The following is a 23,541-nucleotide window of genomic DNA, read 5'->3' as shown; positions in this document are numbered from 1 at the left end:
GCCCGGTGGACCCCCGGCACCGCGACGCCGCCGAGCAGGCCCGCGGCTTCATGCCTCCCGACGAAGGCCTCGCGCTGCACGACGCCGCCATCACGGTCCCCCGGGGCGGGTCGCCGATCCTCGAGATCGGCAGCTACTGCGGCAAGTCGTCGATCTACCTCGGATCGGCCGCCCGGGCACGCGACGTGGTCGTCTTCGCGCTCGACCACCACCGCGGCTCGGAGGAGAACCAGCCGGGGTGGGAGTGGCACGAACCGGACCTCGTCGACCCCGAGGTGGGCCGCATCGACACCCTCCCCCGCTTTCGACGCACCGTGCACGACGCCGGCCTCGAACCGGTGGTGGTGGCGCTCGTGGGCGACTCGCCGACCGTCGGGCGCCACTGGCGCACACCGCTGTCGCTGCTGTTCATCGACGGGGGCCACGGCACCGAGCCGGCCCACCGCGACTACGAGCTGTGGACACCGTGGGTGGAGCCGGGTGGCCTGCTGGCCATCCACGACGTGTTCCCCGACCCGGCCGACGGCGGCCGCCCGCCGTTCGAGATCTACTGCCGGGCCCTCGACTCACAGCAGTTCACCGACGTCTCGGCCACCGGCTCGCTACGGGTCCTGCGCCGCACCGCCTGACGACATCGGGTCGGCCTCGTCGGGGACGAGCGCCAGGTTGGCGCTCATCCGGTCGGAGGTCAGTCGGGCGCGGGCCCCTTCGGTGAGGGCGTCCGGCTCGAGCGACCGGAGCACCCGGGCGGCGTGGGCGGCCAGGTCGGCCCGGCCCGCCCACCACCCCGACACCAGCAGGTCGTCGTGGAGCGCCACGACCTGTTCGTCGTCGAGGGCCACCGTGCCGGCCCGCCACGCCTCGTCGACCGCCAACGCATGGCCGACGGCGCGGTCGTGCAGCTCGCGACCCCGGCAGTCGGCCAGCAGCCGCAGCCGATGCCACACGGCGTCGTGCAGCCCGTCGAGGTTGGCGACCAGCGCCTCCCACGGGCCGTACGACAGGGCGAAGCGGTCGCGGTGACCGGCCACCACTGCGCCGAGCCCCGCCTCTTCGACGGTGGGCCATCCCGACCCGACGCACCGGCCCAGCTCGGCGTCGACCCAGCCCACCAGGTCGGCGAGATCGACCCGGGGCACGCCGAGCAGCCCGCCCGCCACGCGCGAGAAGGGGTTGTCGCGGTAGTAGGCGACGGGATCGGCGACCTCCTCGGCGGTGGTCTCCCACAGCACGTCGGCCCGGATGCCGGTGGTGGCGTCGGCCAACAGGTCGTCGAACGGGCGCGACGGGTGGGGCCGGGCGACGTGGCCGATGCCGATGTCGACCCACCAGAGCAGGTCGGCGTCGGCGGCGGGCCCGGCCGCCGACCGGTCGAGCAACCCCGGCTTCGACCAGCCGACGGCCAGGTAGGCCGGCGTGTCCTTGGCCGGGTTCGACGCCGTCGGGGCCCGGCGCCCGGCGGCGAACGCCTCGGTGGCCGCGTCGGCCAGCCCGGCCGCCGGGAGCTCGTCCCAGGGACAGGCCACGACCGTGGTCGGGGCGCCCGGGGCCAGCTCGGCCCGCCGTCGGGTCACCGCCTCGACGAGCTCGGGGCCGACGTGGGCCACGAGGTGGTGCCGGGTGCCGAGCACCGGGACCGCCAGTGCGAGGTACTGCTCGGTCGTACGGCGGGGTGCGGCGTCGATCGCCGCCAGGTCGACGAGGGCGGTCACGACGGCGACGTCGACCGGCGTCCCCACGTCGGCGGACCGCTCAGTCCGTGGGATCGGCCAGGGACTCGCTCTCGTCGACCTCGACCAGCGGCGGCAGGGCGTCGTGGTCGACGAACAGGGCCCACGCCGGGCTGGTGCGGCTCAACGCGTCGGCGGCGAGCACCACCGAGGCGTCGGTGTAGGTCGAGCGCTCGTCGGCCGGGAAGTGCACTGCGTCGGGCTGGACGATGCCGGTGAAGTAGTGCCCGTCGTCGTCACGGAGCGCCTGGGCCCACGAGAAGAGCTGGAGGGCCTGCTCGGCGTTGCCGAGGGACAGCTCGGCCATGAGGCACTCGCAGGTCTCGGCGGCGGTGATCCACGGCCGGTCGCTGACGCAGCGCACCCCCTGGCCCTCCATCACGAAGGTCGAGCGGCGGGCGTCGAGCCGGGAGCGACCGTCGGCGGGCGACAACACCCCGGCCAGCACCGGGTAGTACCAGTCCATCGCCCAGCGGGCCTTGGGGGCGAAGGCGTCAGGAGCGTCGCCTGCGCAGTGGCGCCGGATGACCGCGGCGAGGCGGGCGGCGCTCAGCTCCCAGTCGGGTCGTTCGTGGCCCAGCAGGTCGGCGAGGGCCACGGCACAGCGCAGGCTGTGGCAGATGCTCGACGAACCGGTGAGGAGCGCGAACGACCACGGGGTGCCGTCGGCGTGGCGCGCCCAGAGGATCTCGCCACGAGGGGTCTGGAGGTCGAGGACGAAGTCGATGCCGGCCTCGACGGTCGGCCACATCGCCTCGACGAAGCCGCGGTCGCGGTGCAGGAGCCAGTGGTGCCACACGCCGGCCGCCGGGTAGGCGATGGTGTTGGCGTCGAGCTTGTCCTGCTCGATGCCCTCGGCGAGGTAGTACTGGTGCCACGAGCCGTCGGGGCGCTGGATGTCGACGAGCCACTGGTAGGCCCGCTCGGCCTCGGAGCGCAGGCCGACGAGGTCGAGGGCCATCGCCGCCTCGACGTGGTTCCAGGGATCGGCGTGGCCGCCGGGGAACCACGGGATCATCCCGTTGGGGAGTTGCCAGTCGGCGATCGCCTCGCCGGTGGCCCGGGCCTGGGCGGCGCTCAGCATCCCGGGGACCTCGGGGACGGGGTGCTCAGGCATGGGCCATCGTCCGCACGGGCTTGGTGGCGTACACGACGAGCGACTTGCCGAGCACCGGGTTGAGCAGCCGCTCGGTCACCCGGGTCACCGACGGGGCGGCCACGATGTCCCACTCGAGCAGCCGGGCGTAGGCCCGCACGAGGGGGTTGGCGTCGTTGGTCGGACCCACGGCGCACCGCAGCCACCAGTACGGCGAGTGCAGCGCGTGGGCCAGGTGGGCCCCACCGGGCTCGAGGCCGGCGCCCTGCATCTTCCGGCGCACCTCGCCCTCGGTGTAGATGCGCACGTGGCCCCCCTCGACGTACGGGGCGTGGTACTCCTCGGAGAGCGCCCAGCAGACCCTCTCGGGGAACCAGGCCGGCACGGTGACCGCCATGGTGCCGCCGGGGCGCAGGACGCGGGTGAGCTCGTCGAGGGCGCGCAGGTCGTCGGCGACGTGCTCCATGACCTCGGAGGCGATGATCCGGTCGAAGGAGCCGTCGGCGAAGGGGAGCCGGGTGGCGTCGCCGTTGACGGCGGTGGCCAGCATCTGCGGCGGGGCCTCGCCGGAGGCCTGCATGCCCTCGAAGACGCCGAGGGTCTCGACGAGCTCGGGCACCGCCATGTCGCACGCCACGACGCGGGCGCCGCGGCGCAACGCCTCGAAGGCGTGGCGACCGAAGCCGCAGCCGAGGTCGAGCAGGCGGTCGCCGGGCCGCAGGCCGAGGCGGTCGTAGTCGGCGGTCAGCATCAGCCCACGACCGGCGCCGGCGCGGCGACCGTGGGCGCGCCGCGCCGGTAGCGGGGCGCCGCGGCGGCGCCTCCCGGCCGGCGGTCCTGCACGTGGGCGGTCTCGGCCAGCAGGGCCCGGTAGTGCTCGACGGTGCCCACGGCCGTGTGCCGCCAGGTCCAGCGCTCGATGACGCGCCGTCGTCCGGCGGCGCCGATCCGATCGCGGAGGGCGGCGTCGTCGAGGGCGACGGCGATGGTGGCGGCGAGCGCCTCGGGGTCGCCGGGCGGGACCAGCAGGGCGGTGTCGTTGTCGTCGCCCACGACCTCGGGGAGCGCGCCCCCGGTGGTGGCGACGAGGGGGACGCCACAGGCCATGGCCTCGATGGCGGGGAGGGAGAACCCCTCGTACAGCGAGGGCACCACCGCGACCTGGGACTCGGAGTAGAGCTCGATGATCCGCTGCTCGGGGACGCCGGTGACGAAGGTGACGATGTCGCGCAGCCCGAGCTCGTCGATGATGCGGGCCGAGGTGCCGCCTTCCTTCAACCGCCCGATCACGACCAGCTCGACGTGGCGCTCGGTGCGCAGCTTGGCCAACGCCTCGAGCAGGTAGCGCAGCCCCTTCATCGTGACGTCGGCGCTGGCGGTGGTGATGAGCCGTCCGGGCACCCGCTCGACCCCCGGCAGAGGGCGGAAGAGCTCCTGGTCGACGCCGACCGGGACGACGTGGAGCCGGTCGAGCGGCACCCGGTGGTCGGCGTGGATGTCGGCGAGGGAGTTCTTCGACACCGTGATGAGTCGGGGCATCCGGGTCGCCACCCGGGTCTGCATCCTCGTGAAGCCGTACCAGCGGGCCTTCGAGAAGCGCTTCCACCGGCTCTCGGCGTGCTCCATCTCGAGGCGCCGATCGACGGTGATCGGGTGGTGGATGGTGGCCAGCACCGGCAGGCCGGCCCGCTCGATGGCCAACAACCCGTACCCGAGCGACTGGTTGTCCTGGACGATGTCGAAGTCGTTGACCCGGTGGCGCAGGTGCTGCCACGCCCGGACGCTGAAGGCGAGCGGCTCGGGGAAGCTGCCGCTCACGAAGGAGGCCACCTCGACGGCGTCGCCCCAGGTCGTGACCTCCCACGGGCCGGGCAGGCGCATGGGGAAGTGGTCGTTGTAGATGTCGAGGCTGGGCAGCTCGACCAGGGGGACCCGTTCGTCGAGGACCGGGAAGGGCTGGCCGCCGAGCACCTCCACCTCGTGACCCAGGTCGACGAGCGCCTTGGTGAGATGGCGCGTGTACACGCCCTGCCCGCCCACGTGGGGCTTGCCCCGGTAGCTGAGGAAGGCGATGCGCAGGGCCAGGTCACCGTCGGCGGCCAACGGGGACGCGCCGGGGGAGTGGGGTGACGAGGAGCGGACGGACATGAGCCGTCAAGTCTCGTTTGGCCCCCCGAGGCGGTCAAGCTGGCGACCTCGGCCTGTCAGACTCTGCGGCGTGCGAGCGGTGGTGCAGCGGGTGTCGGAGGCGTCGGTCACCGTCGGGGGCGAGGTGTCGGGCCGGATCGGCCAGGGACTGTGCGTCCTGGTCGGCGTGACCCACGACGACGGCCCGGACACGGCCTCCACGCTGGCCCGCAAGCTCTGGCGGCTGCGGCTGTTCCCCGATGCCGAGGGGCGGATGGACCGGTCTGCCGAGGACGTCGGTGCCGAGGTGCTGGTGATCTCGCAGTTCACCCTGTACGGCGACACCAGCCGGGGCCGTCGCCCCGGGTGGAGCGCGGCGGCCCCGGGGGCGGTCGCCGAGCCCCTGGTCGAGACGCTGGTGGTCGAGCTGACGGCCCTCGGTGCCCGAGTCGCCACGGGCCGCTTCGGGGCCGAGATGCAGGTCGCACTCGTGAACGACGGGCCCGTGACGGTCATCGTCGAGGTCTGAGTACCCGATCGCCAGCTCTGCCGTGCAGCCCTAGCGTGGGTGGGTGCTGAGGGCCCGAGGTGTGTCGAGGTCGTTCGGTGGCCAGACCGTGCTCGACGGGGTGGACCTCCAGGTCGATGCCCGCGACCGCGTGGGAGTGATCGGGCGGAACGGGGTGGGGAAGTCGACGCTCCTCCGGCTCCTCGCCGGGCTCGACCTCCCCGATGGCGGCGTCGTCGAACGGGCCCCTCGCCAGCTCACCGTCGGTCTGCTGCCCCAGGAGCCCGACGCACGCGCCGGGGAGACCCTGCTCGACTACCTGGCGCGCCGCACGGGCGTGGCGGCCGCCTCCGTGGAGTTGGACCGCTGCACCGAAGCCCTGACGGACGGGAGCAGCGAGGCCCTCGAGGCCTACGGAGACGCGCTCGAGCACTTCATCGCGCTCGGGGGCGCCGACCTCGAGGCGAGGGCTGCAGCGGTGGCCGAGCGCGTCGGCCTGCCCCGCAGGCGGCTCGCGCAGCACACGGTCACCCTCTCGGGTGGCGAGGCCGCCCGCACCGCCCTCGCCGCCATCCTCCTGTCCCAGGTCGACGTCTTGTTGCTCGACGAGCCCACCAACAACCTCGACTTCGCCGGGCTCGACCTCCTGGAGTCGTTCCTCGACGGCTTCGACGGAGCCGCCGTCGTGGTCTCGCACGATCGGGCGTTCCTCGACCGGGCGGTGCACCGCATCGTCGAGGTGGACGAGCGCTCCCGACGCGCCACGGAGTACGCCGGCGGGTGGACGGCCTACACGGAGGCCCGAGCCCTGGCCCGTCGCCAGCAGTACGAGGCCCACCGGTCCTACGTGGACGAGCGCGACGAGTTGCGGGAGCGTCAGCGCCGCCAGATCGGCTGGTCCGACAAGGGTGTGCGTCAGGCCAAGGCCTCCAGCGAGAACGACAAGCACCTCCGGCGGCGGCAGGTCGCCCGTAGCGAGAAGCAGGCGGGGAAGGTCAAGGCGACGGAGCGGCGCATCGACCGGCTCGAGGTGGTCGAGAAGCCCTGGGAGGGGTGGCGGCTCGACCTCCAGCTCATCCCGGCGGGGCGCAGCGGCGACGTGGTCGCCCGCCTCGACGGGGCGGTGGTGGAGCGGGGGTCCTTCCGCCTCGGCCCGATCGACCTCGAGATCGGCTGGCGGGAACGCGTGGCGTTGGTCGGCCCGAACGGGGCCGGGAAGACGACGCTGCTGGGCGCGTTGCTGGGCACGGTGGTGCTCACCGAGGGCCGGCGGTGGTTGGGCCCCGGAGTGGTGATCGGCGAGATGGATCAGGCCAGGACGTCCTTCGACGGCGATCGACCGGTACTCGAGCTCGTGCAGGTCCGCACCGGTCTCCCGCTCAGCGAATCGCGGTCGTTGCTGGCCAAGTTCGGTCTGAGCGCCGACCATGTCGGCCGGCGCGGGGTGGAGCTGTCACCGGGAGAGCGGAGCCGGGCGGTGCTGGCGTGTCTCATGGCCGAAGGCGTCAACTGCCTCGTGCTCGACGAGCCGACCAACCACCTCGACCCGGAGGCCATCGAGCAGCTGGAGTCCGCGCTGGGGGCCTACGAGGGCACGGTCGTGGTGGTCTCCCACGACCGTCGGTTCCTCGAGGCCCTGGCCCTGGAGCGGGTCATCGACCTCGCCGACGGCTGACGTCGGGCGAGCCCGGACCGAGGCGCCACGCCAGGATCCAGCCGCCGGCCACCATGAGCGCGGCCAGGGCGACGATCGGCCACGGTCCGATCCGGGTGGCGATCGTCAGCCCGTCGCGACGGGTGATGACCTCGCGGAGCACGGCCGGCTCGCTGACACCGGTCCGGGCGACGAGGCCCCCGTCGGGCTCGACGACCGCACTGAACCCGGTCGGGGCGGCCTGGAGCACCCAGCGGCCGGTCTCGATGGCCCGCAGGCGGCTGGAGGCGACCTGCTGGGTCTGCACCTGGGTCAACCAGTAGCTCGACCCGTTCGTGGGATTGAGCACCGCCTCTCCCCCCTCACGCACCCCCTCCCGGACCCGTCCGGTGAAGAAGACCTCCCAGGAGATCGCCACGCCGAACGAGCCGACGTCGGTGCGCAGCACGGCCGGGGTGGTGCCCACCACCGCGTCACGGGCGCTGAGCCCGGACGAACCGGCGAACGGCTCGACCAGCCCCCGGAACGGGACGTACTCGCCGAAGGGGACCCGGAGGACCTTGTCGTACCGGTCCCCGACCTCGCCGTCGGGGCCGTACACCACGGCGTAGTTGGTGAAGCGCTCGTCATCGAGGTCCTCGGTGACGCCGACCACGATGGTCGTGTCCAGCCGTCGGGCCAACGCCGCCAGCTCACGGTGCTCCCGGGTGGTGGCCAACGGCTGGTCGAGGGTCACGACGTTCTCGGGCCACAGCACCAGGTCGACCGGCCCGTCGATCGTCTGGCTGGCGGCCATGTGGCGGTCGAAGACCTCGTCGGCGTCGGTGTCCGATGCCCGGGTTCCCTGCGGTCCGCCGCCCTGCACCACCGCGACGTCGAGGTCGGCGACGTCGGCCCCCCGTGGAGCGACGAGGGACGAGCCCCACAGCACCAGGACCACGGCGAGCGCCCCACCCGCCACCCACCAGCGTCGGGACGACGCCGCCGACAGGGCCACGCCCCCGATGCCGACCACGAGGACGACGCCGATGGCGCTGCCGATCCGGGCCACCTGGGCCAGCGGGGCGTCGGCCTGGCTCATCGCCGTCGTGGCCAGCGGCACCCCCTCGAACGGGAACGACCACCGGGCCGCCTCGCACAGCACCAGCGCCCCGGGCAGGGCCAGCCACCGGGCCCGCGGATCGGCCGCCGACCCCGGCACCGACAACCCGGCGACGGCGACGTAGGCGGCGAACCACACCACGGCGATCACGTAGCCGGGGGCGGTGAGGTCCCACATCCACAGCAACGCCGGCGCCAGCCACGTCACGCCGAGGAGGAACGACCGGGCGGCCCGCGACCGCGCCGGGCGACCGGCCAGGGCGCGATCCCAGAGCGCGACCCCCACGAAGGCCAACGGCCACCACCCCCACGGTGGGACCGACGCCGCCAGCGCCAGTCCCGCGACCAGGGCCAGGACGGCGCCGCGGACGCGTTCGGACACCGCGGGCAGGGAGAGCACGACGGACCATCTTGGCCGGAACCGGGCGGCCCGCCCGCCGCGGGCGACCGGGGCCGGCGGGGACCCGGCGCTCAGGGACCGGCGGGGGTCTCGAGCCGCGGGGGCAACAGCAACTGCCCGATCTGGTCGTAGCTGAGGACCTCGGCCTGGACCGTCACCGGATCGGCGACCCGGAAGCGCAGCTCCATCGGGACGGTCGGCCCCTCGACAGGGGTGAGGCCGGTGAGGAGGAGCTGGTCGCCGCCGGGCTGGAGCCGGGTCGTCTCGTAGCCGGCGAGGCGCAGCGAGGTCGCCTCCTCCAGCTCGGCGGTCCCGGTGGCCGGGTCCGCGACCCGCCGTTGGAGCGTCACCGTGGCGCCCGGGACGCTCACCCCGACCAGATCGTCGCCCCCACCGTCGTTCACGATGACGAGGTAGGCCCCCGCCGGGTCCGCCCCGGCGCCCAGGTAGGCGGCCTGCACGGTCAGCTTCGGGGGCTGGGAGTCGAAGGGGCTCACGATCGCCGTGACCACCACGACGGCGATGCCGCCCAGGACGACCAACACCGGCGCCCACCGGCGCAACAGGCTGGGTCGCGCCACGTCGCCGGCGGCGTCGTCGGGGACGGCAACGGGCTCGGTCAGGGGTTCGCTCGTCATGGGTCCTCCACGGGTCGACGACCCGTTCGCACACGATCCTTGCCGTTCCGCCGACGCCGGTCAGATCGGGGCGTCCGGGCTCCCGGCACACCGGGTCGGACATGCCAGGATGAGCCGGTGCCCGGCCCCGATCCCTCTCCCCACCCGGATCCGGCCGCCGTGCTGTCCGCCCCCAACGGCCCGCGTGAGCAGGCCGCGCTCGACGCCGTGGTCGCAGTGGCGTCCGGCGCCGGGCTCGACACCCGACGCGCGGGGATCTTCCGGGCGGGCTCGGCGGTCATCGTGGGGCTCCCCGAGGCCATGGTGCTGGGGCGGGTCGACCCACCGGCCCGGGAGGCGACCGCCCGGCGCCAGGTGATCGTGTCCGAGCTCCTGGCCGACCTCGGGGTCGCCGCCGTGACCGTCAGCGAGCCCTACGACCAGCCCGTGATGACCGAGGCGGGCTCGGTGACCACGTGGACCTGGTTGGAGGTCGTCGAGGGCGAGGAGGTCGACCCCCGCGAGCTCGGCCGCATCGCCCGTTCGCTCCACGACGTCACCCGGGGCGGGGTGGCCAACGTGCCGTCGTTCGACATCCTCGGGGCGGTGCGGGCCGAGCTCGACCGCGCCGAGGAGGCGGGGCGCACCGCCGAGGCCGATCTCGTGCTGCTCCGCGAGCGGGCGGCACGGCTCGAGGCGACCTGGCCCGACCCCGAGGACGACCCGCTCGGGGTCGCCGTCGTGCACGGCGACCTGCATCGTCACAACGTCCTGTCCACCCCGACCGGACCGGTGCTCGTCGACCTCGAGATGTCCGGGGTCGGCCCGGTGTGCGCCGACATCGTCCCCCAGGTGGTGGCGGTGCGCCGGTACGGGGCACCGCCCCGGGTGCTCGACGAGTTCTTGGCTGGCTACGGGTTGGAGGCGAGCGGATGGCCGGGCTTCGAGACCCTCGTCCAGGCCTACGAGCTCTGGACGACGGCCTGGGCGGTCGGCAACCGCGGCCAGTCAGCCGAGATCGACGACGAGGCCGAGGTACGGCTCGACCGCTGGCGTCCGGGGCACCGCTTCCCCCGGCCGTGGGCGCTGCGCTGACCCTGTTCAGCCGTCGGCGTCGGCGAGGCCGTCGAGCCAGCGGGCGAGGGGGTCGAGGAGGTCCGGCCCGAGGCGGTGACCGCCGGGCACGTCCTCCCACTCCACCCGGGCGCCCCAGCGTTCGAGGGCCCGGGCCGCGCCGCGTCCGCGTATCGGGTCCATCACTGCGTCGTCGAGGCCGTGCGCGAAGAGCGCCGGTCGGCCGGCCATGCGCTCCCCGTCGAGCCCGCCGTCGCGGTGGGGGAGGTAGGCGGCGAGGGCGACCACGGCGCGTGGTGGGGCGCCGAGGGCGGGGTCGAGGCTCGTCGCCAGGGCGGCCGCCCCGCCCTGGGAGTGCCCTCCGAGGACCACCTCGCCCTTCTCGATGCCGGCCGCCTCGGCGACCACCGCGACGGCGGCATCGACGGCCGCCGTGGCTCGGGCCACGCCGTCAGGGTCGGGGCCGTGCTCGTCGACGGTGTACCAGAGCGGCCCGTGCGGGCCGACCAGGTACGGCTCGGCCACCGCCACCAGCCAACGCCGAGCGGGATCGATCCGCTCGAGATGAGCGGTGAACGCCACGGTCGAGTCGCCGTAGCCGGGCAGGAGGAGAACAGCCCGCCCCGCCGACCGCGGACCGTGCAGGACGAGCTCGGGGACGACGGTCAGCGGCTCAGATGCGTCCGTAGCCCGACGGGGTCTTCCACCAGCCGTCGAGGGCGGTCACGCCGGTGGCCGCCCGGGAGCTGAAGGCGTGGACGATCTGGTTGCCGCCCATGTAGAGCGCCACGTGCTCCGAACCGCCGGAGCCCCAGAAGACGAGGTCGCCGGGCTGGAGCTGCGCCCTGGAGATCCGGGTCGTGGAGGCGTACTGGGCGCCGCTGTAGTGGGGAAGGGAGATACCGACCTGCTTGAACGCCCAGACCATCAACCCGGAGCAGTCGAAGGTGTTCGGACCCGCCGACCCCCAGACGTACGGGGCGCCGACCTTGCTGAGGGCGGCGTCGATCGCGCCCTCCAGCCCACCGCGCAGGGTGGGAGCGGGGCCCGACGGCGCCGGTGCCGGTGCCGGTGCCGGTGAGCCGCCACCGGTCGAACGGGGGGCAGGGGCGGCGGACGACGAGGGCGCAGGGGCGCGCGAGGCGCTCTCGGCGGCGGCCCGTTCGGCGGCGGCCGCCGCGGCGGCTGCGGCCGCGGCGGCGCGGCGGGCCTCCTCTTCGCGGACCAGTGTGGCGAGCTCGCCCTGCACACGGTTGTTGACGGCCCGCTGGGCCTCGGTGGCCCGCTCGGCGTCGGCGCGGGTGGAGGCCATCTCGTCGCTGACGCGCTCGGCCTCCGCCTGGGCCTGCTGGAGGCGCTTGGTCTCGTCCTCGGCCTGGCGCTGCATGGCGCTGAGGCTGTCGACGAGGTCGCGGCGGTTGCCGTTGGTGACCTCGATGTAGGACTTCTTCGCCGGCGCGGTGTCGCCGTCGGCGGTGAGGAGCGCATTGAGCTCGGGGCTGTCGTTGCCGCTCTGGTAGGCCTTCACGGCGAAGGTGCGCATCTCGCCACGGCGTTGGTCGAGCTCGGCGTTGGTCTGGTCGACGCGGGCCTGGGCCTCGCTCACCCGCTCCTCGGCCTGCGAGAGCTCGTAGCGCGACGCCTCGTAGCGGGCGTTGATGTCCATGAGCTCGCGGTCGAGGCTGGCCAGCTCGGAGGCCACGGCGGCCGCTTCGGCGCGCTTGGACTCGAGGGACTGGGCGCCGGCGGGGAGGCTGGACGCCACCGGCACGGCGAGGAGGCCGGCGACGACGGCACCGGCCAGCACGGCACGGCGTCGGGGGAGGGCCCGTGGGCTTCGTTCGGGTCGCATTGTTGCGGAATCTTTACAGATCGGCGACGCGACCGCAACGTCATCGACCGAATTCGCCGCTGATCCGGGCCGTTCGCCCCGGCGGCGGCCCCGTGCGTTCACCCGCCGGCCACCTGCGCCACCGCCGCCCGCCCCTGGCGGATGCAGGCGGGCAGGCCGAGGCCGTCGCAGGCCGCACCGGCGACGACGAGGCCGGAGGCCTCCGAGGCGAGCTCACCCCGCCAGGTCCGGAGGCGGCCCAGGTGGCCGGGGTGGAACTGGGGCAGGGCGTCGACCCACCGTGTCACCCGGGCCTCGACCGGGGCGCCGGCGAGGCCCATCGTGGTGGCCAGGTCGTCGACGAGCACCCGGACCAGCTCGTCGTCGTCGAGCGCGAGCGCGGCGGTGTCGCCGTGACGGCCCGCGGAGACGCGCAGGACGGCGAGATCGGGGTCGTCGAGGTGCGCCCACTTGGCCGAGGCCCACGAGCACGCCGTCAGCGCGCCCAGACGCTCCCCCGCCGCCACGAGGAACCCCGACGCGTCGAGCGGACGACCGAGGTCGGGGCGGCGCACGGCCATCGTCACCATGGCCACCGACGCGTACTCGAGCGCAGCGAGGCCCGCGCCCGCAGCCGGCGCGTGCGGGGCGACGAGCCGGGAGGCGACCGGTGCCGGCGCGGTGACCACGACGGCGTCGGCCTCCAGCGGGCCCGACGGGGTGCGGACCAGCCATGGGGCGGGCTCCCCACGCTCGATGCCCTCCACCGGACAGGACAGGTGGACGGCCACTCCGCCGGCGACGAGCCGGGCCAACAAGAGGTCGGTGAGGGTCTGGGTGCCCACCGGGATGCCCCTGAAGACCGGGGCGTCGGGATCGGCTCCGGCGGCACGGGCCCGCTCGGCCTGGGCCCGGAGGCCGGCCACCAGGCTCGGGTCCGTGCGGGCGGCGGCACCCAGCTGGGCGGCGCCCGCCGCCACGCTCAGGAGGTCGGCGTCGCCGGCGTTCACCCCCGAGAGGAGCGGGGCGACCAACCGCTCGAAGACCTCGTCGCCCATCCGCCGCCGGACGAGGCCGCCGACGGACTCGTCGCCGTCGGCCTCGGCGTCGCCCTCCGGTTCGTCGGGCAACCATTCGGTGGTGGTGAGGTCACGGCGGGCCCGTTCGACGCCGTCGTCGCTCACGATCCCGGAGTCCGCGAGGGCGTCGAGGTCGGTCGGCACGCCGAGCACCAGTCCGTCGGGCAGCGGGCGCAGCGCCCCCCCGGCGAACACCAGTGCCGAGCGCCGGGCCGGTGACGTGAGCACGGACCCGAGGCCGAGCTCCTCGCACAACTCGATCGCTTCGGGCACCCGGGCGAGGAAGGCGTCGGCGCCGCAGTCGACCGGGCGGCCGGCGAAGGGCTCGGTGAGGATCTTTCCGCCGACCCGACCGGACGCCTCCAGGAGGGTCACCGTCCAGTCGGGGTGCCGGGTGGCCGCCGTGAAGGCGGCGGTCAGGCCGGTGATGCCGGCCCCCACGACGACGAGGCGTCGGCCCGGCTCAGCGCTCGGCACCGCGCTCCCCGGTCGCGACGACGAGGTCGGCCAGCGCGCCCATCACCGTCGGGTCGGCGTTCAGCGAGCGGGTGCGGGCGAAGGCGAGACCGAGGTCGGCGGCCACCCCGGCCGCCTCGATGTCGAGGTCGTAGAGGACCTCGAGATGGTCGGCCGTGAAGCCCTGCGCGCACACCAGCACGCCGTCGGCGGAGCCGGTGGCGGCCAGCTCCCGGATGACGTCGAGGACGTCGGGGCCCCGCCACGGTTCGGGGGTCCGTCCTGCGCTCTGCCACGCCAACGCCCACTCGGGCCACGGGAGCAGGCCCACCTGTTCGGCGACCAGCGCGGCGCTCTCGCGGAGCAGGTCGGGGTAGGGGTCGTCGGCGAGCACCCGCTCCGGGAGGGAGTGGGCGGTGAAGAGCACCTTGTGGCGCTCGGGGAGCCCGGCGCGGGCCTCGCGCACCGCCCCGGCCAGGAAGTCGAGGTAGGCGGGCTCGGTGTGCCAGGTGTCGACGCGGTGCACCGTGACGCCGTGCTCGGCGGCGGCGTCGACGGCCCGCTGCTGGTACTGGCCGACGCTGAACCCCGAGTAGTGCGGCGCCAGGACGAGCCCGACGACGTCGGTGCACCCGGCGGCGGCGAGCTCGGCGACGCCGTCCTCGATGAACGGCGCAGCGTGCTTCTGGCCGAGCGCCACGATCCATCCACCGGGGCGACGCTCCTCGAGCGCGGCGGCGAGCGCGCTGCGCTGCGCCTCGGTGAGCGCGGCCAACGGGGAGATGCCGCCGATGGCGTCGTAGCGCCCGACGAGCTCGGCGAGCAGCTCCGGGGTGGGTGGCCGACCGCGTCGGATGTGGGTGTAGTAGGCCTCGACGTCGTCGGGCGTGCGGGGCGTGCCGTAGGCCATGACCAGCAGGCCGAGGGGGGCGGCGGCCATCAGGGGTCCTCCGGGAGGGATCGGTCGGTCATGTCGGCCCGTCGCAGCGGCCCTCGGCGTGGACCAGGTCGACGACCCGTCCGAGCACCTCCGGGTCGAGCTCGGGGAGCACCCCGTGGCCGAGGTTGAAGATGTGGCCGGGGTGGCCGGCGTTGCGGGTCAGCACGTCGCGCGTGCCCTCGGCCACCGCGTCCCAGGGGGCGAGGCACAGGGCCGGGTCGAGGTTGCCCTGCAGCGCCACGCCGGCGGGCACCCGGGTGCGGGCGAGGTCGATCGGGACGCGCCAGTCGACGCCCACGACGTCGGCGCCGGCCGCGGCCATGAGGCCGAGCAGCTCACCGGTGCCCACCCCGAAGTGGATGCGCGGCACCCCGAGGTCGGCCACGGAGTCGAACAGCCGACGGCTGTGGGGGAGGACGAACTGCTGGTACACGGGCGGGCTGAGCGCCCCCGCCCAGCTGTCGAAGATCTGCACCGCCGCCGCGCCGTTGTCGACCTGGGAGCGCAGGGAGGTCGAGGCGAGGTCGACGAGGCGGTCCATGAGGGCGTGCCACAGGGCGGGGTCGCCGTGCATGAGCGCCTTGGTGAGTCCGTAGGTCCGTGAGGGGCGGCCCTCGATCAGGTAGCTGGCCACGGTGAAGGGGGCGCCGGCGAACCCGATGAGCGGCACCGACAGCTCGCGGCGCAGGATGCGGACGGTCTCGAGGACGTAGGGGGTGTCGGCTTCGGGGTCGAGGGGGCGCAGCCGCTCGAGGTCGGTGGCCGATCGGAAGGGCCGCTCGACGACCGGGCCGACCCCGGGAGCGACGTCGACGCCGAAACCGACGGCGTGCACCGGCACGACGATGTCGGAGTAGAGGATCGCGGCGTCCACCCCGTAGCGCCGCACCGGCTGGAGGGTGATCTCGGCGGAGAGCTCGGGGTCGGCGATGGCGTCGAGGATGCTGCCCTCGCCGCGCACGGCCCGGTACTCGGGCAACGAACGCCCGGCCTGGCGCATGAACCACACCGGCACGCGGTCACCCGGGCCGCCGGGGACGCCACGGCAGGCCCGGAGGAACGGAGGGAGGGGCTCGTCGGGCGGCACCCGGCCAACCTACCGCCGACACCGGGACCGGCCCGGGGTCGACGCCCGCGACGCCGGGGTGGGCTGACGGGGCACGCGGTGGGTAGGATGGCCGATCCCCCGGGAGGCCGTTGTGCCCCCGGCCGAACCCAGCGCCGCCGGCCGCCGCCGGCACCGATGCCGATGGCCAACCACCCCGACCTCGCCGCCGAGCAGGCCTACCTCGACCGGGCCCACGCCTGTCTGGAGGCCACCCGTCAGGCGGCCACGAAGCTCACGTCCATGGTCGAGGTGGGCCGGGGGGGCACCGAGCAGGCCCGCTACGAGCGCGAGGTCATCATCGACACGGTGGTGAACCGCCTCCACCAGCTCCAGCTCGGCGACGCCGCCCTGTGCTTCGGGCGCATCGACCGGCCCGACGACCGGGTCGGAGGCACCGACGGCCCCGGGGGCCATGACGGGGGCGGCGACGGGGCCGCGCCGGTCGAGAGCTTCTACATCGGGCGCATCGCGGTGAGCGACGAGGACCAGGAACCGGTCATCGTCGACTGGCGGGCCCCGGTGGCCGAGCCCTTCTACCGCGCCACCGGCCGGGAGCCGATGGGCCTCGCCCGGCGCCGCCACTTCGCCACCCGGGGTCGGACGCTGCTCGGGATCGAGGACGAGCTGTTCGGCGACGCGCTGGCCCAGTTCGGCATCGCCGCCGACGACCCGTCGGCCGACCGTCCCGAGATCACCGGGCAGGGCGCGCTGTTCACCGCGCTGGAGACGGCCCGCACCGGGCGACTCGGCGACATCGTCGCCACCATCCAGGGTGAGCAGGACGAGATCATCCGGGGGGCGCTGCCCGGCGTGCTGGTGGTGCAGGGAGGGCCGGGCACCGGCAAGACGGTGGTGGCCCTGCACCGGGCCGCCTACCTGCTCTACACCCACCGGTTCCCGCTCGAGGGCCAGGGGGTGCTGGTGATCGGGCCGAACCGGCTCTTCCTCGGCTACATCGAGCAGGTGCTGCCGTCGCTCGGCGAGGCCGGAGTCGAGCTCGCGGTGCTCGCCGACCTGGTCCCCGAGGGCCGCATCCAGGGCTACGACCGGGGCCTCACCGCCCGAGTGAAGGGCGACCCCCGCATGACGCGGTTCCTGGCCCGAGCCGTCACCGACCGCGAGCAGCCCCTGCGCCGCGACCTGCAGGTGGGCTACGGGCTCCAGCGCCTCGTGCTGCGCCGCGACCGCAGCGCCCGCATCGTGCAGGAGGCCCGGCGGCGGTACCGGCGCCACAACGCCGGGCGTCGCTTCGTCGAGACCGAGGTGTTCGCCGAGCTGGCGGCGTCGGGCCGGGGCGAGCTGTCCGCCTCGGAGGTGCGCGACCGTCTCCGCCGGGATCCCTCGGTGCGCGAGGCCCTGGAGTGGATGTGGCCGGTCCTCACCCCCTCCCAGCTGCTCCACGACCTCTTCGGCGCTCCCGGCCTGCTCCGCCACGCGGGGCGCGACCTGCTCGACGACGACGAGTGGCGTTCCCTGCAACGGGCCCGGTCCGAGCACGTGGCCGAGGTGACGTGGACCAACGACGACGCCCCGCTGCTCGACGAGGCCCGGGCCATCCTCGGCCCCAAGCCCAGGCGGGGACGCACGGGCGGGGGCGGCGACGACGAGACCCGCACCTACGGCCACATCGTCGTCGACGAGGCCCAGGACCTCTCCCCCATGCAGCTGCGCATGCTCGAGCGCCGCTCGCTCAACGGGTCCATGACCATCGTGGGCGACATCGCCCAGGCCACCGGGCAGTGGGCCCACGCCTCGTGGGACGAGATCCTCGAACGTCTCCCGGACCGCCGCCCGCCGCGTCGCGCCGAACTCACCCTCGGCTACCGGCTCCCGGCGCCCATCATGGCCCTGGCCGCCCGGGTGCTGCGCCACGCCGCCCCGGACATCACCCCACCCCGCTCGGTGCGCGAGGACGGCGCCGAGCCGGTGGTGATCCCTGCGCCGCCGGGCCAGCTCGTCACCGCCGCGGTGGCCGCCACCCTGGCCGAGCGCCGGGCGGTCGACCCCGGGCAGGTGGCGGTGATCTGCCCCGGGTCGCTGGTCGAGGCGGTGTGCGCCGGCCTCGCCGCCGCCGAGGTCCCCTTCGGCCGGGCCACCCGCAGCGGGCTCGACCAGCAGGTCACCGTGGTCGAGGTCGGACTGGTGAAGGGGCTCGAGGTCGACGCCGCGGTGGTCGTCGAGCCCGCCCGGATCGTCGACGAGGAGGCCCAGGGGGAGCGGGCTCTCTACGTGGCGCTCACCCGGGCCACGAAGCGCTTGGCCGTGGTCCACGAGGCCGCGCTGCCACAGTGCCTCGCCGAGCCCTGAACCCGGCTCTCGACCCGAACCCGAACCCCGACCCCCGAACTGTTGAGTCGAGGCGGAGCAGCCGGGCGCAACAGGCGACGGTCAGCGAGCGAAGGTCAGCGAGCGAAGGTCAGCGAGCGACGGTCAGCGGGCGGTGACGAGGATGCGGCCGCTCGCGAAGGCGCCGATGCCCACGTGCTGGCCGTCGATCTCCACGGTGGTGGTGCCGTCGGGCGACGCCGCGGTGACGACGCCGTCGTGGCCCGGGAGGAGGGACGACGACTCGAGGAAGTCGAGGATGCCGGGGGCGAACTCGAGCTCCTCGGGGATCCTCGACACCGTGAACGCGCTCCCGACGGCGAGGCTGTCCAGGCTGACGGCGTCGGGCGCGGCGTAGCCGCTGCCCGGGATCGGGTTGCCGTGCGGGCAGGTGGTCGGATCGCCGAGCACCCGGCTCATGGCCACCTCGACCGTGGGGGAGATGACGTGCTCCCAACGCCCGGCCTCGACGTGCGCGTCGGCCCAGGACAGCCCCAGGATGTCGGTGAGGAACCGCTCGGCGAGGCGGTGGCGCCGCACGACGGACTCGGCGAGTTCGGTGCCGCTCGCCGTCAGCCGGATGGCACCGGCGTCGACCGTGATCAGACCCGCCTTCTCCATCCGCCGGATCATCTCCGACACCGCCGGGCGGGACACGTCGAGGCGTTCGGCCACCCGGGCCTGGATGACGTCGAGGTCGTCCTCGCGCAACTCGAAGATGGTCTCGCAGTACTCCTCGAAGGCCGGGTGCCACTCGCGCGTCGCAGGGGGAGCCATGGACGTCGAGTGTACGACGGCTCCCCCCGTCCTGCCTCGGCGGAGGACCGACCGGCGGCGCCGTCCCAGGCCCTCGGTAGCGTGACCGGGTGCCGTCGGATCCCGCGCTCGCCGCGTTCTCCGAACCGGTCCGCGCCTGGTTCTCCACCACCTTCGCCGAGCCCACCCCGCCCCAGGCCCAGGGCTGGCCGGCCGTCGCCGAGGGCGCCCACACGTTGGTCCTGGCCCCCACCGGCTCGGGCAAGACCCTCGCCGCGTTCCTGTGGGGCCTCGACCGGCTCGTGACCGAGCCCGTGCCCGAGGACCGCGAGCGCCGCACCCGGCTGGTCTACGTGTCGCCGCTGCGGGCCCTCGCCGTCGACGTCGAGAAGAACCTGCGCAGCCCCCTGGCCGGCATCGCCCTCGCCGCCGAACGGCTCGGCCACCCCTTCACCCTCCCCACGGTCGCCATGCGCACCGGCGACACGCCCGCCGACGAGCGGCGCCGCATGCTGCGCCACCCGCCCGACCTGCTGATCACCACCCCCGAGTCGCTGTACCTGATGCTCACCTCCCAGGCCCGCGAGACCCTCCGCGGCGTCGAGGCGGTGATCATCGACGAGATCCACGCCGTGGCCCCCACCAAGCGGGGGGCGCACCTGTCGCTCACGCTGGAGCGACTCGACGCCGTCACCGACCGCCCGGTGCAGCGCATCGGGCTCTCGGCCACGCAACGCCCGCTCGACGAGATCGCCCGCTTCCTCGGGGGCCACGACGGCGCCACCGGACGTCCCCGCCCGGTGACCATCGTCGACGCCGGGGTGCGCAAACCCCTCGAGATCGAGGTGGTGGTGCCCGTCGAGGACATGGGGGCCCTCGGAGAGGAGCTCGCCGAACCGGTGAGCGGACCCGCCGCCGCAGGCCCGGTGCGCCGCAGCATCTGGCCGTCGATGCACCCCCGGCTCCTCGACCTGGTCGAGCAGCACCGCAGCACCATCATCTTCGTCAACGCCCGCCGTCTGGCCGAGCGCCTGGCCGCCCGACTCAACGAGTTGCACGTCGAGGGGTCCAACCGTGCCGGGGAGAACCAGGGCACGGGCGCGGCCGACGGCGACGAGCTGGTGATGGCGCACCACGGGTCGCTGAGCCGGGAACGACGGCTGATGATCGAGGACCGCCTCAAGCGCGGCGAGCTCAAGGGCCTGGTGGCCACCAGCTCGCTCGAGCTGGGCATCGACATGGGAGCGGTCGACCTGGTGGTGCAGGTCGAGTCGCCGGGGGCCGTCAGCCGCGGCCTGCAGCGGGTGGGCCGGGCCGGTCACCAGGTCGGCGAACCCAGTCGGGGCACGTTCTTCCCCAAGCACCGCAACGACCTCATCGAGACGGCGGTCGTCGTCGACCGCATGCAACAGGGGCTCATCGAGCACACCCGCTACCCCCGCAACCCGCTCGACGTGCTCGCCCAGCAGATCGTCGCCATGGTGGCCATGGACGACTGGACCGTCACCGACCTGACCCGCCTCGTCCGTTCGTCGGCGAACTTCGCCGAGCTGGGCGACGACGTGATGGCCAACGTGCTCGACCTGCTCGCCGGGCGCTACCCGAGCGAGGAGTTCGCCGAGCTGCGGCCCCGGGTCGTGTGGGACCGCATCGATGAGGTGGTCCGGGCCCGGGCGGGGGCGCAGCGCCTGGCGGTCACCAGCGGGGGCACCATCGTCGACCGGGGGCTGTTCGGGGTGTTCCTCCCCGACGGCACCCGGGTCGGCGAGCTCGACGAGGAGATGGTGTACGAGAGCCGACCGGGCGAGACCTTCCTGCTCGGCGCGTCCACGTGGCGCATCGAGGACATCACCCACGAGCGCGTGGTCGTCACGCCGGCGCCCGGTCAGCCCGGCAAGATGCCGTTCTGGCACGGCGACGGCCCCGGCCGGCCCCTGGAGCTGGGCCGGGCCCTGGGCGCGTTCGTGCGCACGGTGCGGTCGCTGCCCGTCGACGAGGCCACCGCCGTGCTCCACGAGCGCCACCGGCTCGACCCGCTGGCGGCGTCGAACCTGCTCGCCTACCTCGACGAGCAGGCCGAGGCCTGCGACGGGGTCGTGCCCGACGACCGAACGGTCGTGGTCGAGCGCTTCCGCGACGAGATCGGCGACTGGCGGGTGTGCGTGCACACCCCCTTCGGCGCGCAGGTGCACGCCCCCTGGGGCATGGCGCTGCAGGCCCGCCTCGCCGAGCGGTGGGGCGTCGACGTCGAGCTGCTCTGGAGCGACGACGGCATCGTGCTGCGCCTGCCCGAGGCCATCGACACCTTCCCGGTCGACGAGCTGTCCATCGACCCCGCCGAGATCGACGAGCTCGTCATCGCCCAGCTCCCCCAGACGGCCATGTTCGCCGGCCGCTTCCGGGAGTGCGCGGCTCGCGCCCTGCTGCTCCCCCGGCGCCGACCCGACCGGCGCACCCCGCTGTGGCAGCAGCGCCAGCGCGCCGCCGACCTGCTCACCGTTGCCGTCCGCTACCCCGACTTCCCGATCCTGCTCGAGACGACCCGCGAGTGTCTGAACGACGTGTTCGACCTGCCCGCGCTGCGCGAGGTGCTCACCGATCTGCGGTCGCGGAAGGTGAAGGTGGTCGCCGTCGACACCCCGAAGGCGTCGCCCTTCGCCCAGTCGCTGCTCTTCGGCTGGATCGCCGTGTACATGTACGGCGGCGACGCCCCCCTGGCGGAGCGGCGGGCGGCGGCGCTCGCCCTCGACCGCGACCTGCTGCGCGAACTGCTCGGCGCCGAGGAGCTGCGCGACCTGCTCGACCCGGCCGTGCTCGCCGACCTCGAGCTCGAGCTGCAGCGGCTCACCGACGGGCGACGGGCGCGCGACGCCGACGAGGCCCACGACCTGTTGCGGGTGCTCGGGCCGCTGTCGCGCTGGGAGGTCGAGGCCCGCAGCGACCCCGCCGACGGCCGCGGCGAGGCGGCGGTCGGCGAGTGGCTCGCCGAGCTGGTCGAGACCCGCCGGGCGATCGTCGTCACCGTCGCCGGGGAGGAGCGCCTCGCCGCCACCGAGGACGCCGCCCGGCTCCGCGACGCCCTCGGTGTGGCCCTCCCGCCGGGGCTCCCGGCGGCCTTCACCGATCCGGTGGCCGACCCCCTCGGCGACCTGGTGGCCCGCTTCGCCCGCACCCACGGCCCATTCGTCACCCATCAGGTGGCCGGCCGGTACGGCACGAGCGGCGACCGGGTCGGGGCCGTGCTCGAGCGCCTCGAGGCCGAAGGGCGGGTCGTGCGGGGGGAGTTCCGCCCCGACGGGGTCGAGCGGGAATGGGTCGACGACGACGTGTTGCGCCAGCTCCGGCGCCGCTCGTTGGCCGCGCTGCGCCAGGAGGTCGAGCCCGTCGAGGGGGCCGCCCTGGCCCGCTTCCTGCCGTCGTGGCAGGGGGTGGGGTCCACCCGTCGGGGTCTCGACGCACTGGTCGACGCCGTCGGCGTGCTGCAGGGGGCACCGGTGCCGGCCTCGGTGCTCGAGACCGACGTGTTGAGGTCCCGGGTGCCCGACTACCGACCAGCCGACCTCGACGCCCTCATGACCGCCGGCGACGTGGTGTGGGTCGGCGCCGGGGCGGTGGGGGCCGCCGACGGGCGGGTGCGCCTGTTGTTCCGCGACCAGGCGGGCCTGCTCGTGCCCGTCCCCGACCCCATGACCGTCGGGGTGTCGGGCGGCGACGCCGGCGACGACGGGGACGCCGACGACGACGCCGATCCGGCCCGCGCGGTGCGCGCCGCCCTGCACGCGCACCTCCGCGACCGGGGGGCGTCGTTCTGGCCCGACCTCGCCGCCGCCAGCCAGGCGGCCGGTCAGCCCTACGACGACCCGACGCTGCTCCACGCGCTGTGGGAGCTGGTGTGGGCGGGGTTGGTCACCAACGACTCGCTGGGCCCCCTCCGGGCCCTGGTCGCGTCGGGCGGGCGGCGCACGGCGGGCGGGACCCGCCGACCGGCCCGTGGCGGACGACGGGCAGCGGGGCACCTGGCCGCCCGCCGGCCCAACCTGGGCCGCCCCTCCCCCGGGTCGCTCGATCGGCTCGGCCCCCCGGCGGGGGCCGGACGGTGGTCACTCGTGGAACCCCTCCTGGCGCCGACGCCGTCACCGACCGAGATGGCCCACGCCACCGCCCTCCAGCTCCTCGAGCGCCACGGCGTCCTCACCCGCGAGGCCGTGCTCGCCGAGGGCGTCGACGGCGGGTTCGCCGCCGTCTACTCGGTCCTCAAGGCACTCGAGGAGCGGGGGCAGGTGCGTCGGGGCTACTTCGTGTCGGGGCTCGGCGCAGCCCAGTTCGCCCTGCCCGGGGCCGTCGATCGCCTGCGGTCGGCCCGCGAGGCCGCCGAGGGCGACCTGGTGGCCGTCGCGCTGGCCGCCACCGATCCGGCTCAGCCCTACGGCGCCACCCTGCCCTGGCCGGCGTCGGTCGGACGCCCGGCGCGGGCCGCAGGAGCGTTCGTCGTGCTGGCCGCCGGGGAGGCCGTGGTGCACCTCGAACGGGGCGGGCGCAGCCTCACGTCGTTCCCCGCCGCCCACCACCGCTCCCACTGGGCCGACGCGCTCGTCGCCCTCGTGAAGGACGGCCGGCTGGGACGGCTGGAGATCACCCGCATCGACGGTGAGCCGGCGAACGAGTCTCCGCTCGCCGACGTGCTGCGCGCCGCCGGGTTCGCCGACGGCTATCGCGGCCTCACCCTCCGAGCCCGCTGA

Annotated in this window: 18 protein-coding genes; 6 read left to right on the top strand and 12 right to left on the bottom strand. The window is 74.7% G+C overall.

Going from position 1 to position 23,541, the window contains the following annotated elements:
• Positions 1-5 precede the first annotated feature (5 nt).
• Entirely contained in the window at positions 6-629 is a 624-nt protein-coding gene (locus MUE36_11225; protein ID MCU0311499.1) for a class I SAM-dependent methyltransferase, read from the top strand.
• On the opposite strand, the gene MUE36_11220 is transcribed toward MUE36_11225, so the two are convergent.
• From MUE36_11220 to MUE36_11205, 4 genes are read right to left on the bottom strand one after another with little or no spacing between them, the layout of a single operon-like run.
• The gene (locus MUE36_11220; GenBank protein ID MCU0311498.1) at positions 603-1,739 is read right to left on the bottom strand and encodes a hypothetical protein; all 1,137 of its coding nucleotides are present in this window, start codon (positions 1,737-1,739) and stop codon (positions 603-605) included. The two genes, MUE36_11225 and MUE36_11220, sit on opposite strands and share 27 nt — an antisense overlap.
• Positions 1,740-1,752: 13 nt before the next feature.
• A complete protein-coding gene (locus MUE36_11215; GenBank protein MCU0311497.1) occupies positions 1,753-2,847 on the bottom strand; it encodes a hypothetical protein in 1,095 nt (364 codons plus the stop codon).
• The gene (locus MUE36_11210; GenBank protein MCU0311496.1) at positions 2,840-3,577 is read right to left on the bottom strand and encodes a class I SAM-dependent methyltransferase; all 738 of its coding nucleotides are present in this window, start codon (positions 3,575-3,577) and stop codon (positions 2,840-2,842) included. Before MUE36_11210 ends, MUE36_11215 begins: the two co-directional genes overlap by 8 nt.
• Positions 3,577-4,974 carry a glycosyltransferase family 4 protein gene (locus tag MUE36_11205; GenBank protein ID MCU0311495.1) on the bottom strand — a complete coding sequence of 466 codons (1,398 nt, stop codon included), beginning with the start codon at positions 4,972-4,974 and terminating at the stop codon, positions 3,577-3,579. Before MUE36_11205 ends, MUE36_11210 begins: the two co-directional genes overlap by 1 nt.
• 70 nt (positions 4,975-5,044) lie before the next feature.
• On the opposite strand from MUE36_11205, the gene dtd reads away from it, so the two are divergent.
• Both dtd and MUE36_11195 read left to right on the top strand, forming a co-directional pair.
• A complete protein-coding gene (gene dtd, locus MUE36_11200; GenBank protein MCU0311494.1) occupies positions 5,045-5,482 on the top strand; it encodes a D-aminoacyl-tRNA deacylase in 438 nt (145 codons plus the stop codon).
• Between the two features lie 43 nt (positions 5,483-5,525).
• Positions 5,526-7,136, top strand: a complete 1,611-nt coding sequence (locus MUE36_11195) for an ATP-binding cassette domain-containing protein (protein MCU0311493.1) — start codon at positions 5,526-5,528, stop codon at positions 7,134-7,136.
• Here MUE36_11195 and lnt read toward each other — a convergent pair.
• Both lnt and MUE36_11185 read right to left on the bottom strand, forming a co-directional pair.
• Positions 7,114-8,616: an apolipoprotein N-acyltransferase gene (lnt, locus tag MUE36_11190; protein MCU0311492.1), complete on the bottom strand. Its 1,503-nt coding sequence runs from the start codon at positions 8,614-8,616 to the stop codon at positions 7,114-7,116. The genes MUE36_11195 and lnt overlap by 23 nt on opposite strands.
• A gap of 71 nt (positions 8,617-8,687) precedes the next feature.
• Positions 8,688-9,254 carry a copper chaperone PCu(A)C gene (locus tag MUE36_11185; GenBank protein MCU0311491.1) on the bottom strand — a complete coding sequence of 189 codons (567 nt, stop codon included), beginning with the start codon at positions 9,252-9,254 and terminating at the stop codon, positions 8,688-8,690.
• Between the two features lie 117 nt (positions 9,255-9,371).
• Between MUE36_11185 and MUE36_11180 the strand changes: the two genes are divergently transcribed.
• Positions 9,372-10,328 carry an aminoglycoside phosphotransferase family protein gene (locus MUE36_11180; GenBank protein ID MCU0311490.1) on the top strand — a complete coding sequence of 319 codons (957 nt, stop codon included), beginning with the start codon at positions 9,372-9,374 and terminating at the stop codon, positions 10,326-10,328.
• 6 nt (positions 10,329-10,334) lie between these two features.
• Here MUE36_11180 and MUE36_11175 read toward each other — a convergent pair whose 3' ends face one another.
• The 5 genes from MUE36_11175 to hemE form a co-directional block, all read right to left on the bottom strand.
• Positions 10,335-10,889: a hypothetical protein gene (locus tag MUE36_11175; protein ID MCU0311489.1), complete on the bottom strand. Its 555-nt coding sequence runs from the start codon at positions 10,887-10,889 to the stop codon at positions 10,335-10,337.
• Positions 10,890-10,980: 91 nt separating this feature from the next.
• Positions 10,981-12,159 (bottom strand): NlpC/P60 family protein, encoded by a 1,179-nt coding sequence (locus tag MUE36_11170; GenBank protein ID MCU0311488.1) that lies wholly within the window; start codon positions 12,157-12,159, stop codon positions 10,981-10,983.
• Positions 12,160-12,257: 98 nt separating this feature from the next.
• Positions 12,258-13,694 carry a protoporphyrinogen oxidase gene (gene hemG, locus MUE36_11165; protein ID MCU0311487.1) on the bottom strand — a complete coding sequence of 479 codons (1,437 nt, stop codon included), beginning with the start codon at positions 13,692-13,694 and terminating at the stop codon, positions 12,258-12,260.
• Positions 13,681-14,613 (bottom strand): ferrochelatase, encoded by a 933-nt coding sequence (gene hemH, locus MUE36_11160; GenBank protein ID MCU0311486.1) that lies wholly within the window; start codon positions 14,611-14,613, stop codon positions 13,681-13,683. The genes hemG and hemH overlap by 14 nt, the downstream gene beginning before the upstream one ends.
• 28 nt (positions 14,614-14,641) lie before the next feature.
• Entirely contained in the window at positions 14,642-15,700 is a 1,059-nt protein-coding gene (gene hemE / locus MUE36_11155; GenBank protein ID MCU0311485.1) for a uroporphyrinogen decarboxylase, read from the bottom strand.
• Positions 15,701-15,862: 162 nt separating this feature from the next.
• On the opposite strand from hemE, the gene MUE36_11150 reads away from it, so the two are divergent.
• Positions 15,863-18,028 carry an AAA family ATPase gene (locus MUE36_11150; GenBank protein MCU0311484.1) on the top strand — a complete coding sequence of 722 codons (2,166 nt, stop codon included), beginning with the start codon at positions 15,863-15,865 and terminating at the stop codon, positions 18,026-18,028.
• A 123-nt stretch (positions 18,029-18,151) separates the two neighbouring features.
• On the opposite strand, the gene MUE36_11145 is transcribed toward MUE36_11150, so the two are convergent.
• Positions 18,152-18,823, bottom strand: a complete 672-nt coding sequence (locus MUE36_11145) for a metal-dependent transcriptional regulator (GenBank protein MCU0311483.1) — start codon at positions 18,821-18,823, stop codon at positions 18,152-18,154.
• An 89-nt stretch (positions 18,824-18,912) separates the two neighbouring features.
• Between MUE36_11145 and MUE36_11140 the strand changes: the two genes are divergently transcribed.
• Positions 18,913-23,541, top strand: coding sequence for a DEAD/DEAH box helicase (locus tag MUE36_11140; protein MCU0311482.1), 4,629 nt, complete (start codon positions 18,913-18,915; stop codon positions 23,539-23,541).

The organism is Acidimicrobiales bacterium, assembly GCA_025455885.1.
Classification (GTDB): domain Bacteria; phylum Actinomycetota; class Acidimicrobiia; order Acidimicrobiales; family Acidimicrobilacustridaceae; genus Rhabdothermincola_A.
Note: the sequence above shows the minus strand (reverse complement) of the source record. Positions and strands in the feature narration are given on the sequence as shown.

Coding starts and splice junctions, on each gene's coding strand:
- MUE36_11185 (MCU0311491.1), bottom strand. CDS start 9,254: ATGACGAGCGAACCCCTGACCGAGCCCGTTGCCGTCCCCGACGACGCC.
- MUE36_11145 (MCU0311483.1), bottom strand. CDS start 18,823: ATGGCTCCCCCTGCGACGCGCGAGTGGCACCCGGCCTTCGAGGAGTAC.
- MUE36_11205 (MCU0311495.1), bottom strand. CDS start 4,974: ATGTCCGTCCGCTCCTCGTCACCCCACTCCCCCGGCGCGTCCCCGTTG.
- MUE36_11170 (MCU0311488.1), bottom strand. CDS start 12,159: ATGCGACCCGAACGAAGCCCACGGGCCCTCCCCCGACGCCGTGCCGTG.
- MUE36_11215 (MCU0311497.1), bottom strand. CDS start 2,847: ATGCCTGAGCACCCCGTCCCCGAGGTCCCCGGGATGCTGAGCGCCGCC.
- hemH (MCU0311486.1), bottom strand. CDS start 14,613: ATGGCCGCCGCCCCCCTCGGCCTGCTGGTCATGGCCTACGGCACGCCC.
- MUE36_11210 (MCU0311496.1), bottom strand. CDS start 3,577: ATGCTGACCGCCGACTACGACCGCCTCGGCCTGCGGCCCGGCGACCGC.
- MUE36_11150 (MCU0311484.1), top strand. CDS start 15,863: ATGGCCAACCACCCCGACCTCGCCGCCGAGCAGGCCTACCTCGACCGG.